General features: G+C 66.9%; 16 protein-coding genes. 13 read left to right on the top strand and 3 right to left on the bottom strand.

All coding sequences use genetic code 11. The features are described 5' to 3' along the window. Positions 1-242: 242 nt before the first annotated feature. Together FB559_RS12765 and FB559_RS12760 are read left to right on the top strand one after the other, a co-directional pair. Positions 243-1,487, top strand: a complete 1,245-nt coding sequence (locus FB559_RS12765) for an MFS transporter (protein WP_141955806.1) — start codon at positions 243-245, stop codon at positions 1,485-1,487. Between the two features lie 149 nt (positions 1,488-1,636). Then, entirely contained in the window at positions 1,637-2,257 is a 621-nt protein-coding gene (locus FB559_RS12760; RefSeq protein WP_185792171.1) for an NAD(P)-dependent oxidoreductase, read from the top strand. On the opposite strand, the gene FB559_RS12755 is transcribed toward FB559_RS12760, so the two are convergent. After that, positions 2,254-2,820 (bottom strand): TetR/AcrR family transcriptional regulator, encoded by a 567-nt coding sequence (locus FB559_RS12755; RefSeq protein ID WP_221639998.1) that lies wholly within the window; start codon positions 2,818-2,820, stop codon positions 2,254-2,256. The two genes, FB559_RS12760 and FB559_RS12755, sit on opposite strands and share 4 nt — an antisense overlap. Positions 2,821-3,172: 352 nt before the next feature. Further along, on the bottom strand, positions 3,173-5,788 hold the full coding sequence (locus FB559_RS12750) for a winged helix-turn-helix domain-containing protein (RefSeq protein ID WP_141955804.1): 2,616 nt from the start codon (positions 5,786-5,788) through the stop codon (positions 3,173-3,175). Between the two features lie 334 nt (positions 5,789-6,122). Here FB559_RS12750 and FB559_RS12745 point away from each other — a divergent pair, with 334 nt between their 5' ends. The 8 genes from FB559_RS12745 (at position 6,123) to FB559_RS12710 (ending at position 11,085) form a co-directional block, all read left to right on the top strand. Beyond that, positions 6,123-7,052, top strand: coding sequence for an NADP-dependent oxidoreductase (locus FB559_RS12745; RefSeq protein ID WP_141955803.1), 930 nt, complete (start codon positions 6,123-6,125; stop codon positions 7,050-7,052). Between the two features lie 222 nt (positions 7,053-7,274). Next, positions 7,275-7,703, top strand: coding sequence for a nitroreductase/quinone reductase family protein (locus tag FB559_RS12740; RefSeq protein ID WP_141955802.1), 429 nt, complete (start codon positions 7,275-7,277; stop codon positions 7,701-7,703). Positions 7,704-7,743: 40 nt separating this feature from the next. Further along, positions 7,744-8,361, top strand: a complete 618-nt coding sequence (locus FB559_RS12735; protein WP_141955801.1) for a cupin domain-containing protein — start codon at positions 7,744-7,746, stop codon at positions 8,359-8,361. A 91-nt stretch (positions 8,362-8,452) separates the two neighbouring features. Then, on the top strand, positions 8,453-9,403 hold the full coding sequence (locus tag FB559_RS12730) for an alpha/beta hydrolase (protein ID WP_141955800.1): 951 nt from the start codon (positions 8,453-8,455) through the stop codon (positions 9,401-9,403). A gap of 25 nt (positions 9,404-9,428) precedes the next feature. Beyond that, positions 9,429-9,587 (top strand): hypothetical protein, encoded by a 159-nt coding sequence (locus FB559_RS43815; protein ID WP_185792169.1) that lies wholly within the window; start codon positions 9,429-9,431, stop codon positions 9,585-9,587. Between the two features lie 258 nt (positions 9,588-9,845). After that, positions 9,846-10,094, top strand: a complete 249-nt coding sequence (locus tag FB559_RS12720) for a Scr1 family TA system antitoxin-like transcriptional regulator (protein WP_281286260.1) — start codon at positions 9,846-9,848, stop codon at positions 10,092-10,094. A gap of 68 nt (positions 10,095-10,162) precedes the next feature. Further along, positions 10,163-10,384: a DUF397 domain-containing protein gene (locus FB559_RS12715; RefSeq protein ID WP_246121553.1), complete on the top strand. Its 222-nt coding sequence runs from the start codon at positions 10,163-10,165 to the stop codon at positions 10,382-10,384. Between the two features lie 452 nt (positions 10,385-10,836). Beyond that, positions 10,837-11,085, top strand: coding sequence for a DUF2637 domain-containing protein (locus FB559_RS12710; RefSeq protein ID WP_141955798.1), 249 nt, complete (start codon positions 10,837-10,839; stop codon positions 11,083-11,085). A gap of 140 nt (positions 11,086-11,225) precedes the next feature. Here FB559_RS12710 and FB559_RS12705 read toward each other — a convergent pair whose 3' ends face one another. Continuing rightward, entirely contained in the window at positions 11,226-12,164 is a 939-nt protein-coding gene (locus FB559_RS12705) for a LysR family transcriptional regulator (protein ID WP_141955797.1), read from the bottom strand. Positions 12,165-12,734: 570 nt separating this feature from the next. Between FB559_RS12705 and FB559_RS43810 the strand changes: the two genes are divergently transcribed. From FB559_RS43810 to FB559_RS12685, 3 genes are all read left to right on the top strand, one after another. Next, on the top strand, positions 12,735-13,310 hold the full coding sequence (locus FB559_RS43810; protein WP_185792168.1) for an IS701 family transposase: 576 nt from the start codon (positions 12,735-12,737) through the stop codon (positions 13,308-13,310). A gap of 580 nt (positions 13,311-13,890) precedes the next feature. Further along, positions 13,891-16,305, top strand: coding sequence for a helix-turn-helix domain-containing protein (locus tag FB559_RS12690; RefSeq protein ID WP_141955795.1), 2,415 nt, complete (start codon positions 13,891-13,893; stop codon positions 16,303-16,305). A gap of 357 nt (positions 16,306-16,662) precedes the next feature. Beyond that, the gene (locus tag FB559_RS12685; RefSeq protein ID WP_141955794.1) at positions 16,663-17,292 is read left to right on the top strand and encodes a proline hydroxylase; all 630 of its coding nucleotides are present in this window, start codon (positions 16,663-16,665) and stop codon (positions 17,290-17,292) included. Positions 17,293-17,422: the final 130 nt, after the last annotated feature.

Below are 17,422 nucleotides of genomic sequence, written 5' to 3'. Positions count from 1 at the left end.
CGCACCCGCCAGACCGTCGGTCGCCGGTGCCGGCAACGGCCTCGAGACCGATCCGAATCAGTGCACCATCAGGTGATTCCCTTCGCTGACGTTGATCATCTGCGTCAAGTCGCGCCGCCTGCGTGTTTGCGCTCGTGGGGAGCCGGATACACGTCTTGGACAGCGACGCCGCGGCCAGGGCGAGGTGGAAGGGCGCGGGTCGCTCACCGCGAGCCCTGTCAAGTCTCACGCGGGAGGCCGTCATGTCCGGCAGCGTCGCCGAACCGCCGGCGCCGCGGCCGGCGGGCCGCCGGGCGATGTTCGCTGCCCTCGCGGTGCCGAACTTCCGCCGTTACGTTTCCGGGCAGGCGCTCAGCCTGATCGGCACCTGGGTGGAGACGGTCGCTCAGGCGCTGCTCGTGCTGCGCCTGACGCACTCGGGCGTCGTCCTCGGGCTGACCACCGCTGCCAGGTACGCGCCGGTCCTGCTGCTGTCGCCGTACGCGGGGCTGCTCGTCGACCGTTATCCCAAACGGCACCTGCTGCTCGGCACGCAGGCAGGCCTGGCCCTTGTCTCGGCCCTTCTCGGCGTGAGCGTCCTGACCCGGGACATCCGGCTGTGGCAGGTGGTGGTCCTCGCGGTGGCGTTCGGCACTCTGAGCGCGGTGGACAACCCGGCGCGGCAGGCGTTCGTCCAGGAGGTCGTCGGCCGCGACCTGGTCCGTAACGCCGTGACACTGAACAGCACCTCGGTGAATGTCGCCCGGGTCATCGGCCCCACCATCGCAGCGGTCCTGGTCAGCACCGTCGGACTCGGCTGGTGCTTCGTGGTGAACGCCGCGAGCTTCGTCTGCGTCATCGTGTCGCTACTCAGCCTCGATGCCGGCAGCCTGCGCCCGGTCCCGCCCGTGTCACGCGGCCGTGGGCAGCTGCGCGCGGGCCTGCGCTACGCCGCCGGCGTCCCCGCGATCATTCGTCCGCTACTGATGATCGCGCTCGTCGGCACCTTCACCTTCGAGTTCGAGGTGAGCCTGCCGTTGCTGGCCCGTGTGACGTTCCATGGCACCGAGACCACCTACAGTTGGCTGCTCGGCGCCCTGGGCGCCGGCGCCGTCGCAGGGGGCCTTTCCGCCGCCCGGTCATCCCGGACGGGCGTACGGCGGCTCACCAGGACCTCCTTCTGCTACGCGATCGCCATGGGCCTCCTCGCGGCGGCGCCCACCCTGGCGACCGCAGTCGCGGCGTGCGTCCTGGTCGGCGCGGCCAGCGTCATCTTCCTCACCACGGGGAACTCCACCATTCAGCTCGAATCCGATCCCGCCTACCGTGGCCGGGTCATCGCACTGTGGTCCATGGCGCTCGTAGGCAGCACGCCGATCGGCTCACCGATCATCGGCGCGACTTCCGACGTCGCCGGGCCCCGGTACGCCCTCGCCCTCGGCGCCGCTGCCTGCCTCGCCGCCACGATCGTCGGCCGTTGGGCAGGTGGTGGCCGTCCCGTTCGTTGAGCGCGAATGGCTGGACCGGCAGGCATTGAATGCAAGATCGCCAAGGCGGCCCGCACTTATGAGGCAAGTTGACTCACAAATCTCATCGTGGGAACATTCATTTCTGAGACACAATGTCTCGCATCGATGACGTTCCTGCGAGGAGAGCCGTGCGTATCGTCGTTCTGGGGTCTACCGGACCCACTGGCCGTCAGGTGCTGAACACCGCGCTCCATCGCGGTCATGAAGTCGTCGCACTCGCCCGGCGGCCCGATGCGTTTTCCGACGTGGCGCACGGCAGCCTGGAGATCAGGCAGGCGGACGTGCGTGTTCCCGACACGATCACCTCGGCCTGCCGCGAGGCCGACGCCGTCATCAGTGCCCTGGGCGTCAGGAGGGGAGCACCGGCCGGCACTCTGTCGGCCGGTGCCCACGCTGTCGTCGTTGCCAAACCGCCCCGCGTCGCCTGGACGGGCACGTTCGGGGCCGGGGCTTCCGGCCGCCGCGCGGGTCTGTTGTACGACGTCATCCTGCGCCTCGTGCTCGGCGGCGGCTTTGGCGACAAGGCGATCGCGGACGAGGTGGTCACCGGTTCACAGGGCACGGTGTTTCATCCGGTAATGCTCACCGACGGGCCGGAGACGGGTAAGGCCACGGTCGTTCCGCTGGACGTCCTTGACCGGTCCTGGCGGCTCATGCCACCGAAGGTCTCCCGCGCCGATGTCGCCGCAGCGATGGTCACCGAGGTCGAGACCCCGGCGTACGCCGGGCGAGCCGTTGCCGTGTACTAGGTGTGCCAGGTCCCCACGCCGTCGATGAGCCGGTCGATGAGGTCGTCGGAGACCACCCCCATCTGCGAAGTAGTCCGGTAGACGATCGGCCCTACCAGCATCGCCGTCAGATCCGCCGGAGCGGCATCGGTCTCGACCTCCCCTGTCTCGGCGGCCGACCGGACGGCGACGGAGATCCGTTCGGTGATCGTCTTGAGGGACTCATCGCGCCGGTGTGCGATGTCCGGGTCCCAGATCGCGGATTGCATCAGCGCGAGCGACATGGCGGCAATGGCCGGTACGGCAAGCTCGTCGGCCATCTGCCGAAGCTCCCGATGCAGCCACCGGCGGACCGGCGCCTCGGGATTCTTGAAAAGCGGGAGGTCGGCATCGCTCATGACCTCGAGCAGCAACTGTTCGGGCTGCGGCCAGTGCCGGTAGACGGTGGCCCGCCCGACACCCGCCTGCTGAGCCACTCGCTGATGCGTGACCGCGCCAGGGCCCTCGGCCACCAGCAGCTCCCGGGCGGCGACGACCATCGCCTCACGGCTGCGCGCCGCACGCGGATCCGTCGAGTAACTCACCGGCACAGCGTACGAGACACCTTGGCTCATTGGCGTCGACCGGCACCGTCCAGGCGGCCAGGGCCGTCCCGCCGCCCGGCCATGATCTCGCAGGTCAGCCATGCCACCCTGCGAAATGGTGGACGGGAGGTCGGGTTCGCCGCCGAGGCGGGTGAAGGGGCCGGCGACGCCGGCGGGGAAGAAGCTCGTGATCCTCGGCGTTGAGCGCTCGGTCCTTCCAGGGCCCGGCCGGGTCGGCCGTTCGAGCCCGGTCTAGCGATGGCGTGGCCGTCGTGCTCGCCCACCGGTGTCGGGTTCCTCGTGCGAGCTTGCCTGCGGCCGGGGTGAGCGGCCGATCACCCGGTCGGAGTGATCAGAGCGGATTCATCCCGCTCGCGGCGGAGGGCGCGAGCAGGCCCAGAGCGCGGGCCCGCGTGACGGCTTCGGCCCGGGTGTGCGTGCCGAGCTTGGCGTAGATCTTGCGCATGTGAGTTTTGACGGTGTTCCGCGAGACGGACAACTCGCGCGCGATTTCCGGTCCCGTCAGGTTCGTGGGCAGGTAACGCATTACGCGGATCTCGGTGCTGCTGAGCGGTTCTGGCGATGCCGGGGGCCCGGCGGGCGGTGATGCGGAGTTCCTTGCGGCCAGCACGCTGTCGATCTCGGTGATCAGCGAGGCATGGCTGGTGCGGTGCCCGGCTTGGTGCGCGAGCAGGCCCGGCGCCGGCTGCAGCAGGAACCACAAGAGCGTGCTGTCGGGTTCGGCCAGATCGAGTGCGCGTTCCAGGGCGCGCTCCGCAGCACCGCGGTCGCCGAGTGCGTCCCGCGCGATCGCTTCTAGCAGGAAAGCCCCCGCCAGCCAGCTCCGGCGGAAGAGGGAAGCGGAGCCGTCCAGGACCGGCGCGAGCGCGGCGACGGCCGCGTGCGGGTTGTTTTTGGCGAGCTGCAGTGCCGCCAGGGCGATGCGTATCTCCCCGCGGTCGCGGTCCTGTTCGCCGAGTTCGGCAAGACCGTGCTCGGCGCGCGTGATCTCACCGAGACGCACCAGGGTGTGCAGCAGCAATGCCCGCGCCTGCGTGACGAGCAGGTGCGGCACGGCGAGGTGGCGGGCCAGCCGCTCGGTGGCCTGAAACGCCGCCACCGCGTGAAGATCACGGCCGCGCGCCAGCTCCAGCACCCCGCGGAGGTGCAGGACTCCGAGCGCCGCCGCAGGATCGGCTTCGGCTCTGACGGTGCGCTCGGCCCGCTGGACCCAGGGCTCTGCCTCCCCGGGGCGCCCCTGCCAGGCCAGCACGGCTCCCAGCATCATGTAGGCGGGACCGGCGGCCGGCTCATCTGTCCAGCCGTGCCGTTCGGCCAGCTTCACAGCCTGCCAGCTGTGCTCCGCTGACCGCGTCAGTGACCGGTTGAACTCGGTCGCCGCCTGGTATGCCAGGCCGGTGACCTCGAGGAACGGCCGGCCGATCTGTTGCGCCAGCGCGGCACCCCGCGCCAGGTGCGGCTCCGCATCTTCGAACCGGGCCGCCCAGTACTCGGCGCTGCCGAGGCTGATCAGCGCCAGCGCGCGCAGTTCCTTCCCCAGGGCAGGCGGCGCCGCGTCCGGGGTGTCGGCCAGGGCCTGCAGCCGCTCCGCCTCCTCGGCGACCGCGGGCAGGTCTCCGCGTTGGCGGGCCAGCAGCAGGCGGACGACCCCGAGCAGCAGCCGCAGCTGCCCGCGCCGTTCCTCCGGCGCCGGCGCCGATGCCTGCCCGGCCAGGCCCAGGTACCGTTCCGCGGCCGCCAGTGATCCGCGGGCCAGCTCATCAGCCGCAGCCACAGCGGCAAGCTCGGCGTTTGCCGCCGCCATACCGGCCGGGAACCCGGCCATGAGCTCATGGACCGTAGCGGTCTGCCCGTCAAGATGGAGGGCGGGCCAGTGATCGGCGAGCAGCCGGACGGCCAGGCCCCAGTCCTGGGCGGCCTGGGCGTGCCGGATGGCCTCTACCGGGTACCCGTGCCCGGCGAACCATCCCGCGGCGGCCAGATGCAGCCCAGCGATCTCACCAGGGGCGGTCCGCCGCAGCCCCAGCTGCAGCAGCTCTGCGAACATCTGGTGGTAACGGAACCAGCTGCGCGCCGTGTCCAGCGCGACCACGAACGCGTTGGCCTGCTCCAGGTCCTGCAGGACCCGCTCCCCGCCCTCGTCTCCGGTCAGCAGGCCGGCCAGTTCGCCGTTGACCCGCTCCAGCACGCTGGTCCGCAGCAGCAGCCGCCGTACCTGCTCGCTCTGCCGGTCCAGCACCTCGGCCAGCAGGTACTCGGCGACTGTCCGCTCGCTGCCGGAGAACTCGGCGGCGAACCGCTCCGGATCCGGGTGCCCGGCCAGCGACAAAGCGGCCAGCCGCAGTCCGGCCGCCCATCCCTCGGTCCGTTCATGCAGCTTCGCCAGCGCCGGCCCGGGCAGCTGCACTCCGGCCATCTCCAGCAGCTCTTCCGCCTCGGCCAGGGTGAACTTCAGATCGGTCGCGCGGACCTCGGTCAGCTCTTCTTCCAGCCGCAGCCGATGCAGGCCCAGCTGGACACCATGCCGGGTGGCGAGCACGAAGCGCAGCTCCGCCGGGGCGCGCATCACCAGCAGCTCCAGTTGGCGCAACACCTCCGGGCCCAGCTCGTGCACGTCGTCGATCACGAGCCACAGCCGGCCTTGCAGCGGCGCCAGGTCCGTCAGCAGTCGTTCCACGATCGCCCAGCCGTTCAGGTCCGGCGCCGCAGACAACGCCTGCACCAACCCCGCCCCTGAGCCCGTCTGCCGCAACGCCCTCAGCACCGACAGCCAGAATCGCTGCGGGTCACGTTTCTCCCGCTCCGACGGCACCCACCCGACCCGTCCCGCCAGATACTCCAGGCCGATCCACGACCGCAGCAGGACCGTCTTCCCACTGCCCGCCGGCGCCGAGATCACCGTCACCCGCGTCGCCAAGAGCCGCTCGAACAATACGGGGCGGGACAACACCCCGCCTGTACGACGTCGGCCGGCCTCGCTCGCGACCATCTTGGCTGGCCCGTAGGCATCTCCCACAGTCCTAATCGTTCCACAATGTCCCTATAACCCAGGCCGCCGTACGGCTCAGCCTGGATCCGGGATGGTGCACCGCCCCGTCTGGATCCTCGCGGGCCAGGGAGGCGCATACCGCTCACAGTCTCAGGCGGCCGGCCGAATCACCCTAACGGTGCGATTGCCGGCTCACCCCGGCCGGCCCAAGGCTGAGCCCCGGCCGCCGCGATGTGGCCGGCCGATGGATCACGCGCTTCAACGCCGACGCCCCGGTGACTAAGGAGAGATCGTGAAGGCAGTGCGTTACCACACCTACGGCGACAGCGACGTCCTGGTCTACGAGGATGCCGACCGCCCGATGGCGGGCCCGGGGCAGGTGGTGGTGAAGATGGCCGGCGCCGCGTTCAACCCAGCGGACGCCGGCATCCGGGGCGGCTACCTGCAGCAGGTGTTTCCGGTGGCTTTCCCGCACATCCCAGGCTACGACCTGAGCGGGGTCATCACCGAGGTCGGCGAGGGAGTGAGCGGCTGGAGCGCCGGGGAGGCGGTTGTGGCGTTCTTGCCCATCGGCGTCGATGGCGCGGCCGCCGAGTACGCCGCCGCGCCCGCCGAGACGTTGGCCGCCGCGCCCCGCACCGGCGAGCTGGCCGATGCCGCGGCGCTGCCCTCGACCGGCCTGACGGCCTGGCAGGCGCTGTTCGATGAGGCCGGTCTGACGGCCGGGCAAAGCATCCTGGTCAACGGCGCGAGCGGCGCGGTCGGCGGGTACGCCGTCCAACTGGCCAGGCAGACCGGCGCCACCGTGACCGCGACCGGCGGCCCGCGCAGCGCCGACCGCCTGCGCTCCTACGGCGCGGACCGGATCATCGACCACACCGCCGCCCCGCTGCTGCAGGCGGTGGCCGGGCAGCGATTCGACGTGGTGCTCAGCCTGGTCCGCACCACGCCAGAAGAGACCACGCAGCTCACCGGCCTGGCCGCCGACGGCGGGACCTTCCTCAGCACCATCCCCGGGCCGGTAACCGCTAGAGACAGCGTGCGGACCGTGCAGGTGTTCGTGCGCAGCGACGCCGCCGCACTCGCCGGCCTGGTCGCCCGCGTCGACGCCGGCGACCTGAAGATCCACGTCGCCCAGCGCCGGCCGCTGGCCGACCTGGCCGCCGTCCACCACGAAGCCGACGCCGGGCGGCTGGCCGGCAAGACCATCCTGACCCCGTGACCCCGCCGCTGGACACATCCAGCGCTGGTCGCGATCAAACAACCGGTCCTGCCGCCCCGCGGCAGAAGATTCGCCGTGCGCACCCACCGAGTGGGGCGGCCTCAAGACCGATAGGCGAGACGCGCCGCCCCGAGCACCCGGGCGGCGCATCCCGCCCGCGGCATGACTCGCTCGGTCAGCCCTGGAGCATGCCATGCTCCGCGATCTCCCAAGGAAGATGACATGACCCAAGCCGATGGCGTCCAAGCGCGTAACGCACGCGTCATCGCGGAGTTCCGCGCCAACCGCGGCCAGGTCGGCGGCGATTTCGCCGGGGCACCGTTGCTACTGCTGCACACCGTAGGCGCCCGGACCGGCAAGCCGCGCGTCAACCCGGCGATGTACCTGCCTGATGACGGCCGATACCTCATCTTCGCGACGAACGGCGGAGCCGACGAACACCCCGCCTGGTACCGCAACCTGATGACCCACCCCAGCGCGCAGATCGAGGTCGGCGATCGAGTCATCGGCGTGCACGCCACAGAACTGCGAGGTCACGAGCGCGACGACAGGTACGCCGCGCAGGCCCGGCTCTACCCCGGCTTCGCCGCATACGAGCAGAACACCGCGCGGACCATCCCCGTCATCGCGCTCACCCCGACCAGCCGGTGATGCGGCACGACGAGACGAACAGCACGCAGGAGACCACCCGATGAACACCAGCGCCCCGATCCCACAGCCCGAGCCCATCCCCCCAGATGACCTCCGCCGCGAGCCCATCCCCCCAGATGACCTCCGCCGCGAGCTCATCGTCGCCAGGCCCGACGACCCGGACCTGCCCCACCTGTCCGTGGTGGGCGACACCTACACCATCCTGCTCTCCGGCGACGATACCGGCGGCCGGTTCACCCTGATCGACATGTACGTCCCGCCGGGCGGCGGGCCGCCCCTGCACCGGCACGACTACGAGGAAACGTTCATCGTCTTGGACGGCCACCTGGACCTCACCTTCCGCGGCACGATCCAGACCGCCGATGCCGGTACCACCATCAACGTTCCCGCCAACGCCCCGCACCGGTTCCACAACTCCTCAGACGCACCCGCGCGGCTGCTGTGCATCACCGCGCCGCCGGGCCAGGACGAGTTCTTCACCGTCATCGGAGACCAGGTCCCCGGACGCACCTCACCGCCCCCCCGACTCGACCAAGCGGCCAAAGCCGCCCGCATCGCGAAAGCCATAGAACTGGCTCCGCGTTACCGCGGCGAACTACTGCTGCCCGCCTCAGGCCGCCGCGACAGCGACCCCGGACAAGCCGAAAGACCCAAATGAGCCCCGGCCCCTCCGTGGATGTCCGCGTCGGCCGATGAGAAGCCCGGAGTCCGACGAGAAGCCCGGAGTCCGATCAGAGCAAGGAGCAACCATGTCTTTCACCTACGATCCAGAGTTCGCTGCGGCGATCGCCCCGATGGCCGGCGCGATGGCGGACGCCACACCGCCGGCGGTCGGCGACGTCGAGGCGCGCCGCGCCCTCTGGGAGCCGATCATCGCCGCCTCTGGAACAGCCCAGCCGATCCCGGCCGACGTGAAGATGAGTGACCAGTACGCCACCGCGGAAGACGGCGCACAGATCCAGATGCGCTGGTACGTCAAGGACGGCGCGGCACCGGGCCCGGCCGTACTGTTCTTCCACGGCGGCGGGTACATCTTCGGCCACATCGATCACTTCGACGGCCCCGTCGCCCGCTACGTGTCCGCCAGCGGCGTGCCCATGCTGTCGGTCGAGTACCGGCGTGCGCCCGAGCACCCCTTCCCGACGCCGATCGAGGACGCCTACGCCGCGCTGCGCTGGCTGCACGAGCATGCCCCTGAACGCGGTGTCGACCCCGGCCGGATCGGGGTGATGGGCGACAGCGCCGGCGGCGGCATGGCCGCAGCAGTGTCGATCCTCGCACGCGAGCGCGGCGGCCCGAAGATCACCCGGCAAATCCTGATCATGCCGATGCTCGACGACCGCACCACGACGCCCGACCCGCACATCGCGCCTTACGCGCTGTGGTCCAACGACGACAGCGCCACCGCATGGCCGGCGCTGCTCGGCGACGCGGCCGGCGGCCCCGATGTTCCGGCCACGGCGGCCCCAGCCCGGCTCGAGGACGCGACCGGCCTGCCCCCGGCCTACATCGAGGTCGGCCAACTGGACGTCTTTCGTGACGAGGACACCGCCTACGCGACCAAGCTCAGTCGTGCCGGCGTGCCGGTGGAGTTCCACCTTCACCCCGGCGTACCGCACGAGTTCGACTCCATCGCTTTCAACTCCGACGTGGCACGGCGTGCCATCGCCGATCGGGTCAGGGTCCTGAAGTCGATCTGACTCCGGTGCGGAGCGCCTCTGTAGCGTGGTGCCCGACATCACCGGCCGTGTCGCCGCATCGCCGCGCTGGCGACCGCTGGCGAGTAGCGGGAACGGGCCGATCGACACCAACGACTTCGGACGAGCCCAGAGCCTCATCGCGAAGGTCTCCTCGACGCGCCGCGAAGCCTGCCCGGGCGTGTGACCGAGCTGGAGCGGGCCGAAGGCGACCTCTTCGCGGACGGTGGGGGAGAACACCTGGGCGTCGGAGTTCTGCAAGACGAACCCAACGCGAGAACGGAACGCCTCGGAGAACTGCTCGTCCTCGAGGGTGTCCTCGGTGACGGGATGGTCGAAGGCGGTGAACTCTCCCGAGGTGGGGAAGAAGTTGTACTGACCGAGTGGGACGAGCCTCTACGCTTCTGGTCGATCATCGACGAGGCGGTCCTCAACCGCGAGATCGGTGGGAAGAAGGGTCATGCGGGCTCAGTACGAGCGGCTGCTCGAACTGGCCGAGCTGCCCAACGTCACGCTCCAGGTGATGCCGGCTGCTGCCGGTGCTCATCCCGGGCGTGACCGGGCCGTTTCGATCCCGAACTTCCCCGACGCAGAGCAGTACTTTCCTGACGTGGTCTACGTGGAGAGCATGACCGGCGCTTTGTACATTGAGGACGAAAGCCAGGTCCACACGCACACCCTCGCGTTCGAGTAGATGCAGACCACCGCGCTGAACACTGGTGAGTCCGCGAAGCTGATCGGGCGACGGATGGAGCGTTGACCGTGGGAAGGGACCGTATGCCCGGCCGTGACACTCCTCGGGCCGGCTTTCGCAAGAGCACCTACGGCGACGGCGGCGAAGGCTGTGTCGAGGCGGCGACGCTGAGCGCCGCACGCCTCGTACGCGATTCCAAGGACCCGGACGGCCCGACGCCGGCGTTCACACCTGCCGCGTGGGCGAGCTTCCTCGATGAGGTCAAGCGAGGACGTTTCGACCTGGCGTAGCCATCGAGAAGGCTTCCGGGCGTGGTCGGCTTGAGATGGGCAGTGATTAAGTCGCCGACCTCCTTGTAGGCGGCGATCTCGTTGACGCGTTCGGTGAAGCCGTGGCCTTCGTCCTGGTTGACGACGTCGACGCCGCAGCTGCCGATTAATGGTCTGAGTGCAAGAACCACCGGATTCCTCGCCGGTGTCCGATCAGAGCCTGCAGTGTGGTGGCGGCATCTATCTGCGTGCTGTGCAGGCGTGCGGCCGTGGACGGTGACCCCAACCCATGAGGGGGCGTGGGGGGCGGAGGCCCCTCACATCGGGGGTTCCAGGGGGTCGCCCCCCTGGGCCGGTAAGAGTGTCCGAGGGGGGACACGAACCAAACGCACATACCTTCGTCCTCAGTAAGTCGTTCCTGCTAGGAGGCAGGTGATCGACGATGGCAGAACAACGAGACCTCGCGCGTTCACATGACCGCTGTATCCGCTTCGCGACCGATGATCAGTGTCGTACTGCCTATCGTGATCACGGCTGTCGTGAGCTTGGGTCATATGCGTGAGCTTGCGCCCCGGCACGGCGAAGCGCAGTGGAGCGCGACGCTCACTCCGCTCAGCGTGGATGGGAGGTTGTGGCGGCATCCACGGCTGTCTGCTGACCAGCAAGACAGGCGGGCGCGGCGCTCGGCGAACGTCCGGACCGCTATCAGATACAGAAGGTGAGATGCCACAGCCCGACGATCCTGCCCCAATCCGGGTATACACCCATGCCATAGGCCTGCACCGTCGCGAGGCATTCTGAATTCGATTCTGCTGACCTGGCATGCTTGCTATTGAGCTACTACGGCGCCCGTATTGCCTTTTCACCGGCGTTGTTCCCCTAATCCGATTCCTCGAGCACGGAGGTTGTTGGCGGCCCGGCCGAGCTCCTCAAGAAATGGCATCACCGTCGTCTCGGCGGCAGTAGTCCGCCGGACTGTAAGGATTCTGCGGGCTCCAGCGTTTTCCAGCAGCCGTACCCGCACTCCTGATGGCACGGACGAGGCTACGAGCGACCACGGCATTACGGTGGCACCCGCGCCCGCCACAACGAGCGCCATGGCTACCGCGTAGTCGCGGATTTCGAACTCCACCTGTGGAGGCCTCTCCGATATTGAAAGCGTTCGTTCGAGTGCGGTCCGATTGGCGTGGCCGAGGCTTCCGGAGATCAACGGCAGCCCTGCGAGGCGTTCGGCGGGCAAGGGCTCGTCGTCGTTTCCGTCCGTCCAGCTTTCGGGCAGGACAGCGACTAGAGGATCGGCGAATACCTCTTCAACGACAACTCCTTCGGTATCGGGTGGCGTCACCCCTGGGTAGACGTGCGACAGGAGCAGGTCGATTTCGCCGGTGCGCACGTCGTCATACCCGCCCGGCGGCTCGATCTCGACGAGAGAGAGTCGGACCGCCGGATAGGCCGCCTTGAAGGTCGCGATGGCCGGGACCAGCAGTGTCAGGGCGCCGGAAGCGAAACTGCCCAGCCGCACCTCTGTGTTCCTGATTTTGGCAAGGTCACGGACGGCCTGTTCCGCCTCCTTCAGGTTGTCCAACACAGTGTTCGCGTGAGCGAGCAGGACACGTCCTTCCGCGGTGAGCTGTATGCCCATGTAGGTGCGTGTCGCGAGTACTGCCCCTACCTCTCGCTCCAGCTTACTCAGCTGCTGGGAGACCGCTGAGGCGGTGTAGGTCAGTTCCTTCGCGGCGCCGGCGATGGATCCGGTCCGGGCCACCTGGACGAAAACGTTCAACCGCACTACGTCAAGCATAAGTAGAGGTTAACCTCATTCGCCAAAAAAGGTTGCTTGCTTATGACTTGCTGCTCACACTTGTACTCATGGCACCTCCAGCTGATGACAGACCAGAATCGTGACGAAGGTCCCCGATGCTCACCCGGCGCTCTACTTCGATGATTCTCGGGATCACCGAGACCGACGTCACCGTCCTCCAGGACTACAAAGATCACACTGGGGATTGCGTGGCCATTCTCGACCAGACGGTTTTCTATCCTCAGGGCAGAGGCCAGCCGACGGACCTGGGAGGCCTGATCACGGTCACGGGGCGGAGCAACGTACGAAGGATCTCGTTTTTGGACGACGAGGTCATCTACACGGGGGCCGCCGATAGCACGCTGCCCATAGGCGACTCCGCGTATGTGACGGCCAATGGTGTGCTGAGACGTCGCCATACCTTGTTGCACAGTGGAGGACACCTAGTACCAACCGGCCACCGCTGTATCACATGGATGTTTTGGAACTATCGGTGGCCGTGCCGTCCAATGTAACGGAGATCGACCCGTCGGTTTGGGTGGACGGGCTGGAGGAGCTATTCGCGCAGGTGTGGCCTCGTATTTCGGGCGGCGTGAGCCGTGGGTGCGGGCGCAAGGCTATCTGTCCGGTTTATTGAGCTCGCTGGAGCGCAAGAACGGCTGGTCACTAGCGGAGCTCGCCGGTGAAGCGCGGCCGGGTGGGATGCAACGGCTGCTCAACCACCGCTGGGACGCTACGGTCCGTGACGCGCTACGGGCTCAGGTCGGCGAGCGGATCGGTTCGCCTGCCAGGGCGCTGGCGGTCGATGACACCGGGTTTGAGAAGAAGGGCCGGCGTTCGGCCGGAGTGCAACGCCAGTACACCGGCACCGCAGGCAAGATCACGAACTGTCAGATCCGGGTGTTCTGTTCCTATGTGAACCCCGACCGGCAGCGGGTGCTGATCGACCGGGAGCTGTATCTCCCCGAATCGTGGTTCGCCAACTCTGCCCGTCTGGCCGACGCCGGCGTGGCGGCCGGGATGGTCTTTTCGATCAAACCCGAGCCGGCATGGTGGATGATCGAACGCGCATGTGATGATCCGCTGCTGGTATTCGGATGGGTCACCGGCGATGAGGCCTACGGCGACAACATCGAACTGCGGTAGCGCTGCCAGGACCGGGGCGCGAACTACGTGTTCGCGATCCCCGGCGATCACCATCCTCAGCTTGGGCGGCGTCAAGACGCGGGCCGACCATGCCTTCGCCGCCCTGGACGACGATGCCTGGCAGCGGTACTCCGCCGTGCGGGCGCCACGACAGACGCTGGACGACTGGGCGTGGATCCGGCTCGGCGAACAGGAGCGGATGCTGCCCGCGGATCCATCAGCGACCTCACTGAACTGGCCTTCTACCGCTGCCATGCCACACCCTCGGTCGGCCTGCCCGAATTGGTCCGCGTCGCGGGATCCCGATGGAGCATCGAGGAGGTGTTCCAGACGACCAAGAACGAGGTCGGCCTCGACCACCACCAGGTCCGCAAGCAAACCGCCCGGTACCGCCACATCACCCTCGCGATGGTCGCCCGCGCCCACCCGATGGGGAATTCGCAGAACTCGTACGGTGGCTGGCCCGATTCATCACCGTTAACGACGACGCGTTCACTCTTTGCAGGACCGCCCTCCTACCTGGCAGGTGGGCCTCTGCCCGCCTTCGAATGCCGCGGTTGTGTTCAGGTGACATCCGACGATGGCGGCACGGAGTCCCCTCGCCCACGACTCTCGTCCAACTGGATGCCCGCGCCCCAATTACCATCGAGACGGCGGCAGTCAGTCCAGGCGCAGTGAGGCCCTGATGGAAGACGTTAAGGAGTTCGGCACAGAGCTTCGGAGGCTTCGTGAGGCCGCATGCTTGTCTCTCGCACAGTTGGCCCGGCGTACGAACTACAGCAAGGGTCATCTCAGTAAGATCGAGAATGGGCGTGCGAGGCCCAACCGGCTATTGGCGCGACGTTGTGATGAGGTGCTGGAGGCCAGCGGCGTACTTAGTGAACTTGCAGAGGTGATTTCGGCCGGCCGGAAGTCATCCACGGCCGTCCCAGGAGCGTCGCCTCAGCCCTCAGCACTGCCCCGTGACACGGTCAACTTCTATGGTCGCCAAGCCGAACTCGCCGAGATTCTGGACGCCCTGTCACAAGCGGGAAAGGACGGCCCAGGAATCGTGGCGACATGCGCGGTCGTAGGCATGGGGGGCGTCGGCAAGACCGCGTTGGCCGTACGAGCTGCCCACCGACTGCGCCCGTTGTTCCCCGATGGCTGTCTATTCCTCGATCTGCACGGCTATGCCGGGAATGCAGCGGTCACCTCGGCTGACGCACTCGACCGACTCCTCCGCCGACTTGGCATCAGTGGCGACCGCATCCCCCGCCACATTGAAGATCGCTCCGCACTGTTCAGCGACAGCCTGACCGGCCGGAGCGTGCTCCTAGTTTTGGACAACGCGTTCGACGTAGCGCAGATTCTCCCGCTCCTGCCGGGAGTCGGTACCTGTGGCGTACTCATCACTAGCCGAAATGAGCTGAAGGCGCTGGAGGACGCACACCACGTTCGGCTGGGCTCGCTCCCGCGCGCTGACGTTCGAGAGCTGTTGCGCGCGCTCGGCACGACGGACTCTGCAGTCGAGGAAATCGTAGAGTGGTGCGGAGGGCTTCCTCTAGCGCTCAGAATCGCATCGGCACGGCACCGCGAGGAACTGGACGGTGACCTGCTCCGCTCGTCCGGCGATAGCGTCCACCGGTTACGTGAGCTGGAGGATGGCGAACGAAGCCTCACCTCGGTTTTCGACGCCTCATTGCGTACTCTGCCACCAGAGCTTGTGCGTACCTATCTACTGCTTGGCTTGCATCCAGGGCCGGACTTTGGGCTAGAAGCGGCCGCGGCACTCGCCGGAATCGAAGCGAGAACCGCCTCTACACGATTGCGCCGGCTGCTCGACGCGAGCCTGCTGACCGGAAGTAGCGCTGGCCGGTTGAGCTTTCACGATCTTTTACGGCTGTTCGCGGATGAGCGCGCTTCCGCTCTGCTATCGGAGGCAGAGCGGATCTCCGCACTGCGTCGTGGGATCGATTACTACCTGCGGACGCTGGAGTTAGCCGACCGGCACGTCACCCCAAACCGCCACCGCATGCCGTCAGTGAGCGATCAGGGGCCTAGGCGCGAGATTGATGACTATGCCGAGGCGATCGGCTGGATCGCCGCTGAACAGGACAATCTCGTTACAGTCGGACGAGCGGCGTACGCTGCTGGCCTGGACAGCCACTGCTGGCGTCTCGCCTATGCTCTCCGGGGGTTTCTGTTCCTGGCCAGAGCTTGGGACGTCTGGTTCGAGACACATGAACTGGCTTTACGAGCGGCACGGCGCGCCGGTGAGCTGGACGCTGAGGCGAAGACACGTAATAACCTGGGGTTGGCGTTTCTAGAGCATGGCGACCACATGGCCGCCGCGGCGCAGTACGATCAAGCCCTGCGCATTTTCCAGCGACTCGGTAACGTGCATGGTGAGCACACGACAATCGCGCACCGCGCATGGGTGTACTTCCGTCAGGGAGACCCGCACCGAGCTTTGGAAGACAGTCTTAAGGCGCTGGCCTTTGTCGAACGCCACGGCCTGTATCGGAACCAAGCAATACTCGCGCGCGACATCGCGCTGATCGAGATCGAGCTCGGTCGCAATACCGAAGCCGTCGCGCACTTGTCCGCAGCTCTGGAAGTTTTCAACACACTCGGCCTCCGGCTCGATGCTGCAATGGCGCTTAACTGCCTTGGAGAGCTCTATCATCGAGTCGGACAACTGGCAGATGCCGAGGAGACGCTGCTGCGAGCTGCGGAACTTGCCCGCTCATGTGGCAGTTCCTTTGAAGAGGCGCGTGCGCACGAAGACCTCGGGGCGGTCGCGGCTGACACCTTTGACTGGGACCGTGTCCGCTGGCATTGGAATGCGGCCATGGCCCGATATGTGGACCTCCATGACACGAGCCGTGCGGAATTGTTGCGTGCCCGCCTCGAGGCGCTTCCGTCCGCGCCAACAGACCCTGATAGCGCGGTAGCGGGACCGTGGCGATCGATGCGCTACGGCGAGGAATACCACAGGCCGGAGGGCGATTGACCCTGATCAGAAGGCGTTTTGCAGTTGCCTGTTCACTTTGGAAACCCGGCAACTCTTCAACGCAGAAATATTCTGGCGGCATCATCGCCATTGCGGGGGTCGCACCTATCGGATTCCAATGCGGGGGTTCTAGCGGCTCTAGGGGTTATAGTGGCGGCAACGGATAGTTCGATATCGACTCCACCAAACGTTGCAGATCCTCTTTTCAAGACTCGCACTATTCCGGCCAATGCAGTATCGCGGGAGGACATCGCACAGATCATCTGTGGCCGTGTAGCCGCCTTGCTCATCGAGAGGTTTTTGCCCGAGAGTATTTGCCGCAGTACGATGGAGATAATCGGGGACCCGGGATTTCCAATGGAGCGTTATGAGAGTGCAAGGGTAAACCCACCGATCGCCCGTTTCGGCCCCGTAGTAAACGATTACCTGGACGGGCAGGGGTTGCGCTCGGAGTACTGGGAAGATGTGCTGCATGCACGTCGTTGCTGGAGCACCTGGATGGGCGATACAGACCCGCTCGCCTATTCAATCGACCACCTCTCTGAGGCCTGGGGGACTCCACTCCGTCCGGCACGAGTTTCCGGTCGTGACCTGTTTCTCGGCGCTGTCCGTGAGATCAACAATGGGGCGCTCATCCACTTCGACGATGTTCGTCGGGAATTCGGATCAGAGCTCTTCGACGACGGTACCCCAGCGGTCCAGCTTGCGTTCAATGCCTGGACCTCAGTACCCACTCAAGGAGGAACTACTCGGATCTGGCGGCACAAATGGAATCCGGCCGACGTAACTTCGCGAAACGGATACGGCTATCACCCGGTAGTGGTGGACGGAGAACAGACGATCTCATTATCCGCAGGGCTCGGTGACGCCCTTCTGTTCGATCCTCGCTATTTCCACGCGGTCGACCCCGGTTTGAACGGCCGCCGGGTCGCCATCACCTTCTTCCTCGGGTTCACCAGCCGCGGCGAGCTCATCGCATGGTCCTGAGTTTCGGGTCGGTCGATAAAGCAGTGATAACAGCAACGCCCTCGGCCAAGCTTCGCCGCGTTCTCGGGCCTTAAGGAGAACTAACGGAGGCGGTAGGAAACGTACATGGGCCGAGCAGTGAAATTCTTGT

It is taken from the genome of Actinoallomurus bryophytorum (assembly GCF_006716425.1).
GTDB classification, from domain to species: domain Bacteria; phylum Actinomycetota; class Actinomycetes; order Streptosporangiales; family Streptosporangiaceae; genus Actinoallomurus; species Actinoallomurus bryophytorum.
The sequence above is the reverse complement of the archived record's forward strand: the minus strand, read 5'-3'. Positions and strand labels throughout refer to the sequence as shown.

Excerpts from the sequence above, each read along its gene's own strand:
- FB559_RS12705 (WP_141955797.1), bottom strand. The coding sequence starts at position 12,164 with ATGCTTGACGTAGTGCGGTTGAACGTTTTCGTCCAGGTGGCCCGGACC.
- FB559_RS12690 (WP_141955795.1), top strand. The coding sequence starts at position 13,891 with ATGGCGGCACGGAGTCCCCTCGCCCACGACTCTCGTCCAACTGGATGC.
- FB559_RS12765 (WP_141955806.1), top strand. The coding sequence starts at position 243 with ATGTCCGGCAGCGTCGCCGAACCGCCGGCGCCGCGGCCGGCGGGCCGC.
- FB559_RS12740 (WP_141955802.1), top strand. The coding sequence starts at position 7,275 with ATGACCCAAGCCGATGGCGTCCAAGCGCGTAACGCACGCGTCATCGCG.
- FB559_RS12735 (WP_141955801.1), top strand. The coding sequence starts at position 7,744 with ATGAACACCAGCGCCCCGATCCCACAGCCCGAGCCCATCCCCCCAGAT.
- FB559_RS12710 (WP_141955798.1), top strand. The coding sequence starts at position 10,837 with ATGACCGCTGTATCCGCTTCGCGACCGATGATCAGTGTCGTACTGCCT.
- FB559_RS12730 (WP_141955800.1), top strand. The coding sequence starts at position 8,453 with ATGTCTTTCACCTACGATCCAGAGTTCGCTGCGGCGATCGCCCCGATG.
- FB559_RS12685 (WP_141955794.1), top strand. The coding sequence starts at position 16,663 with ATGGAGCGTTATGAGAGTGCAAGGGTAAACCCACCGATCGCCCGTTTC.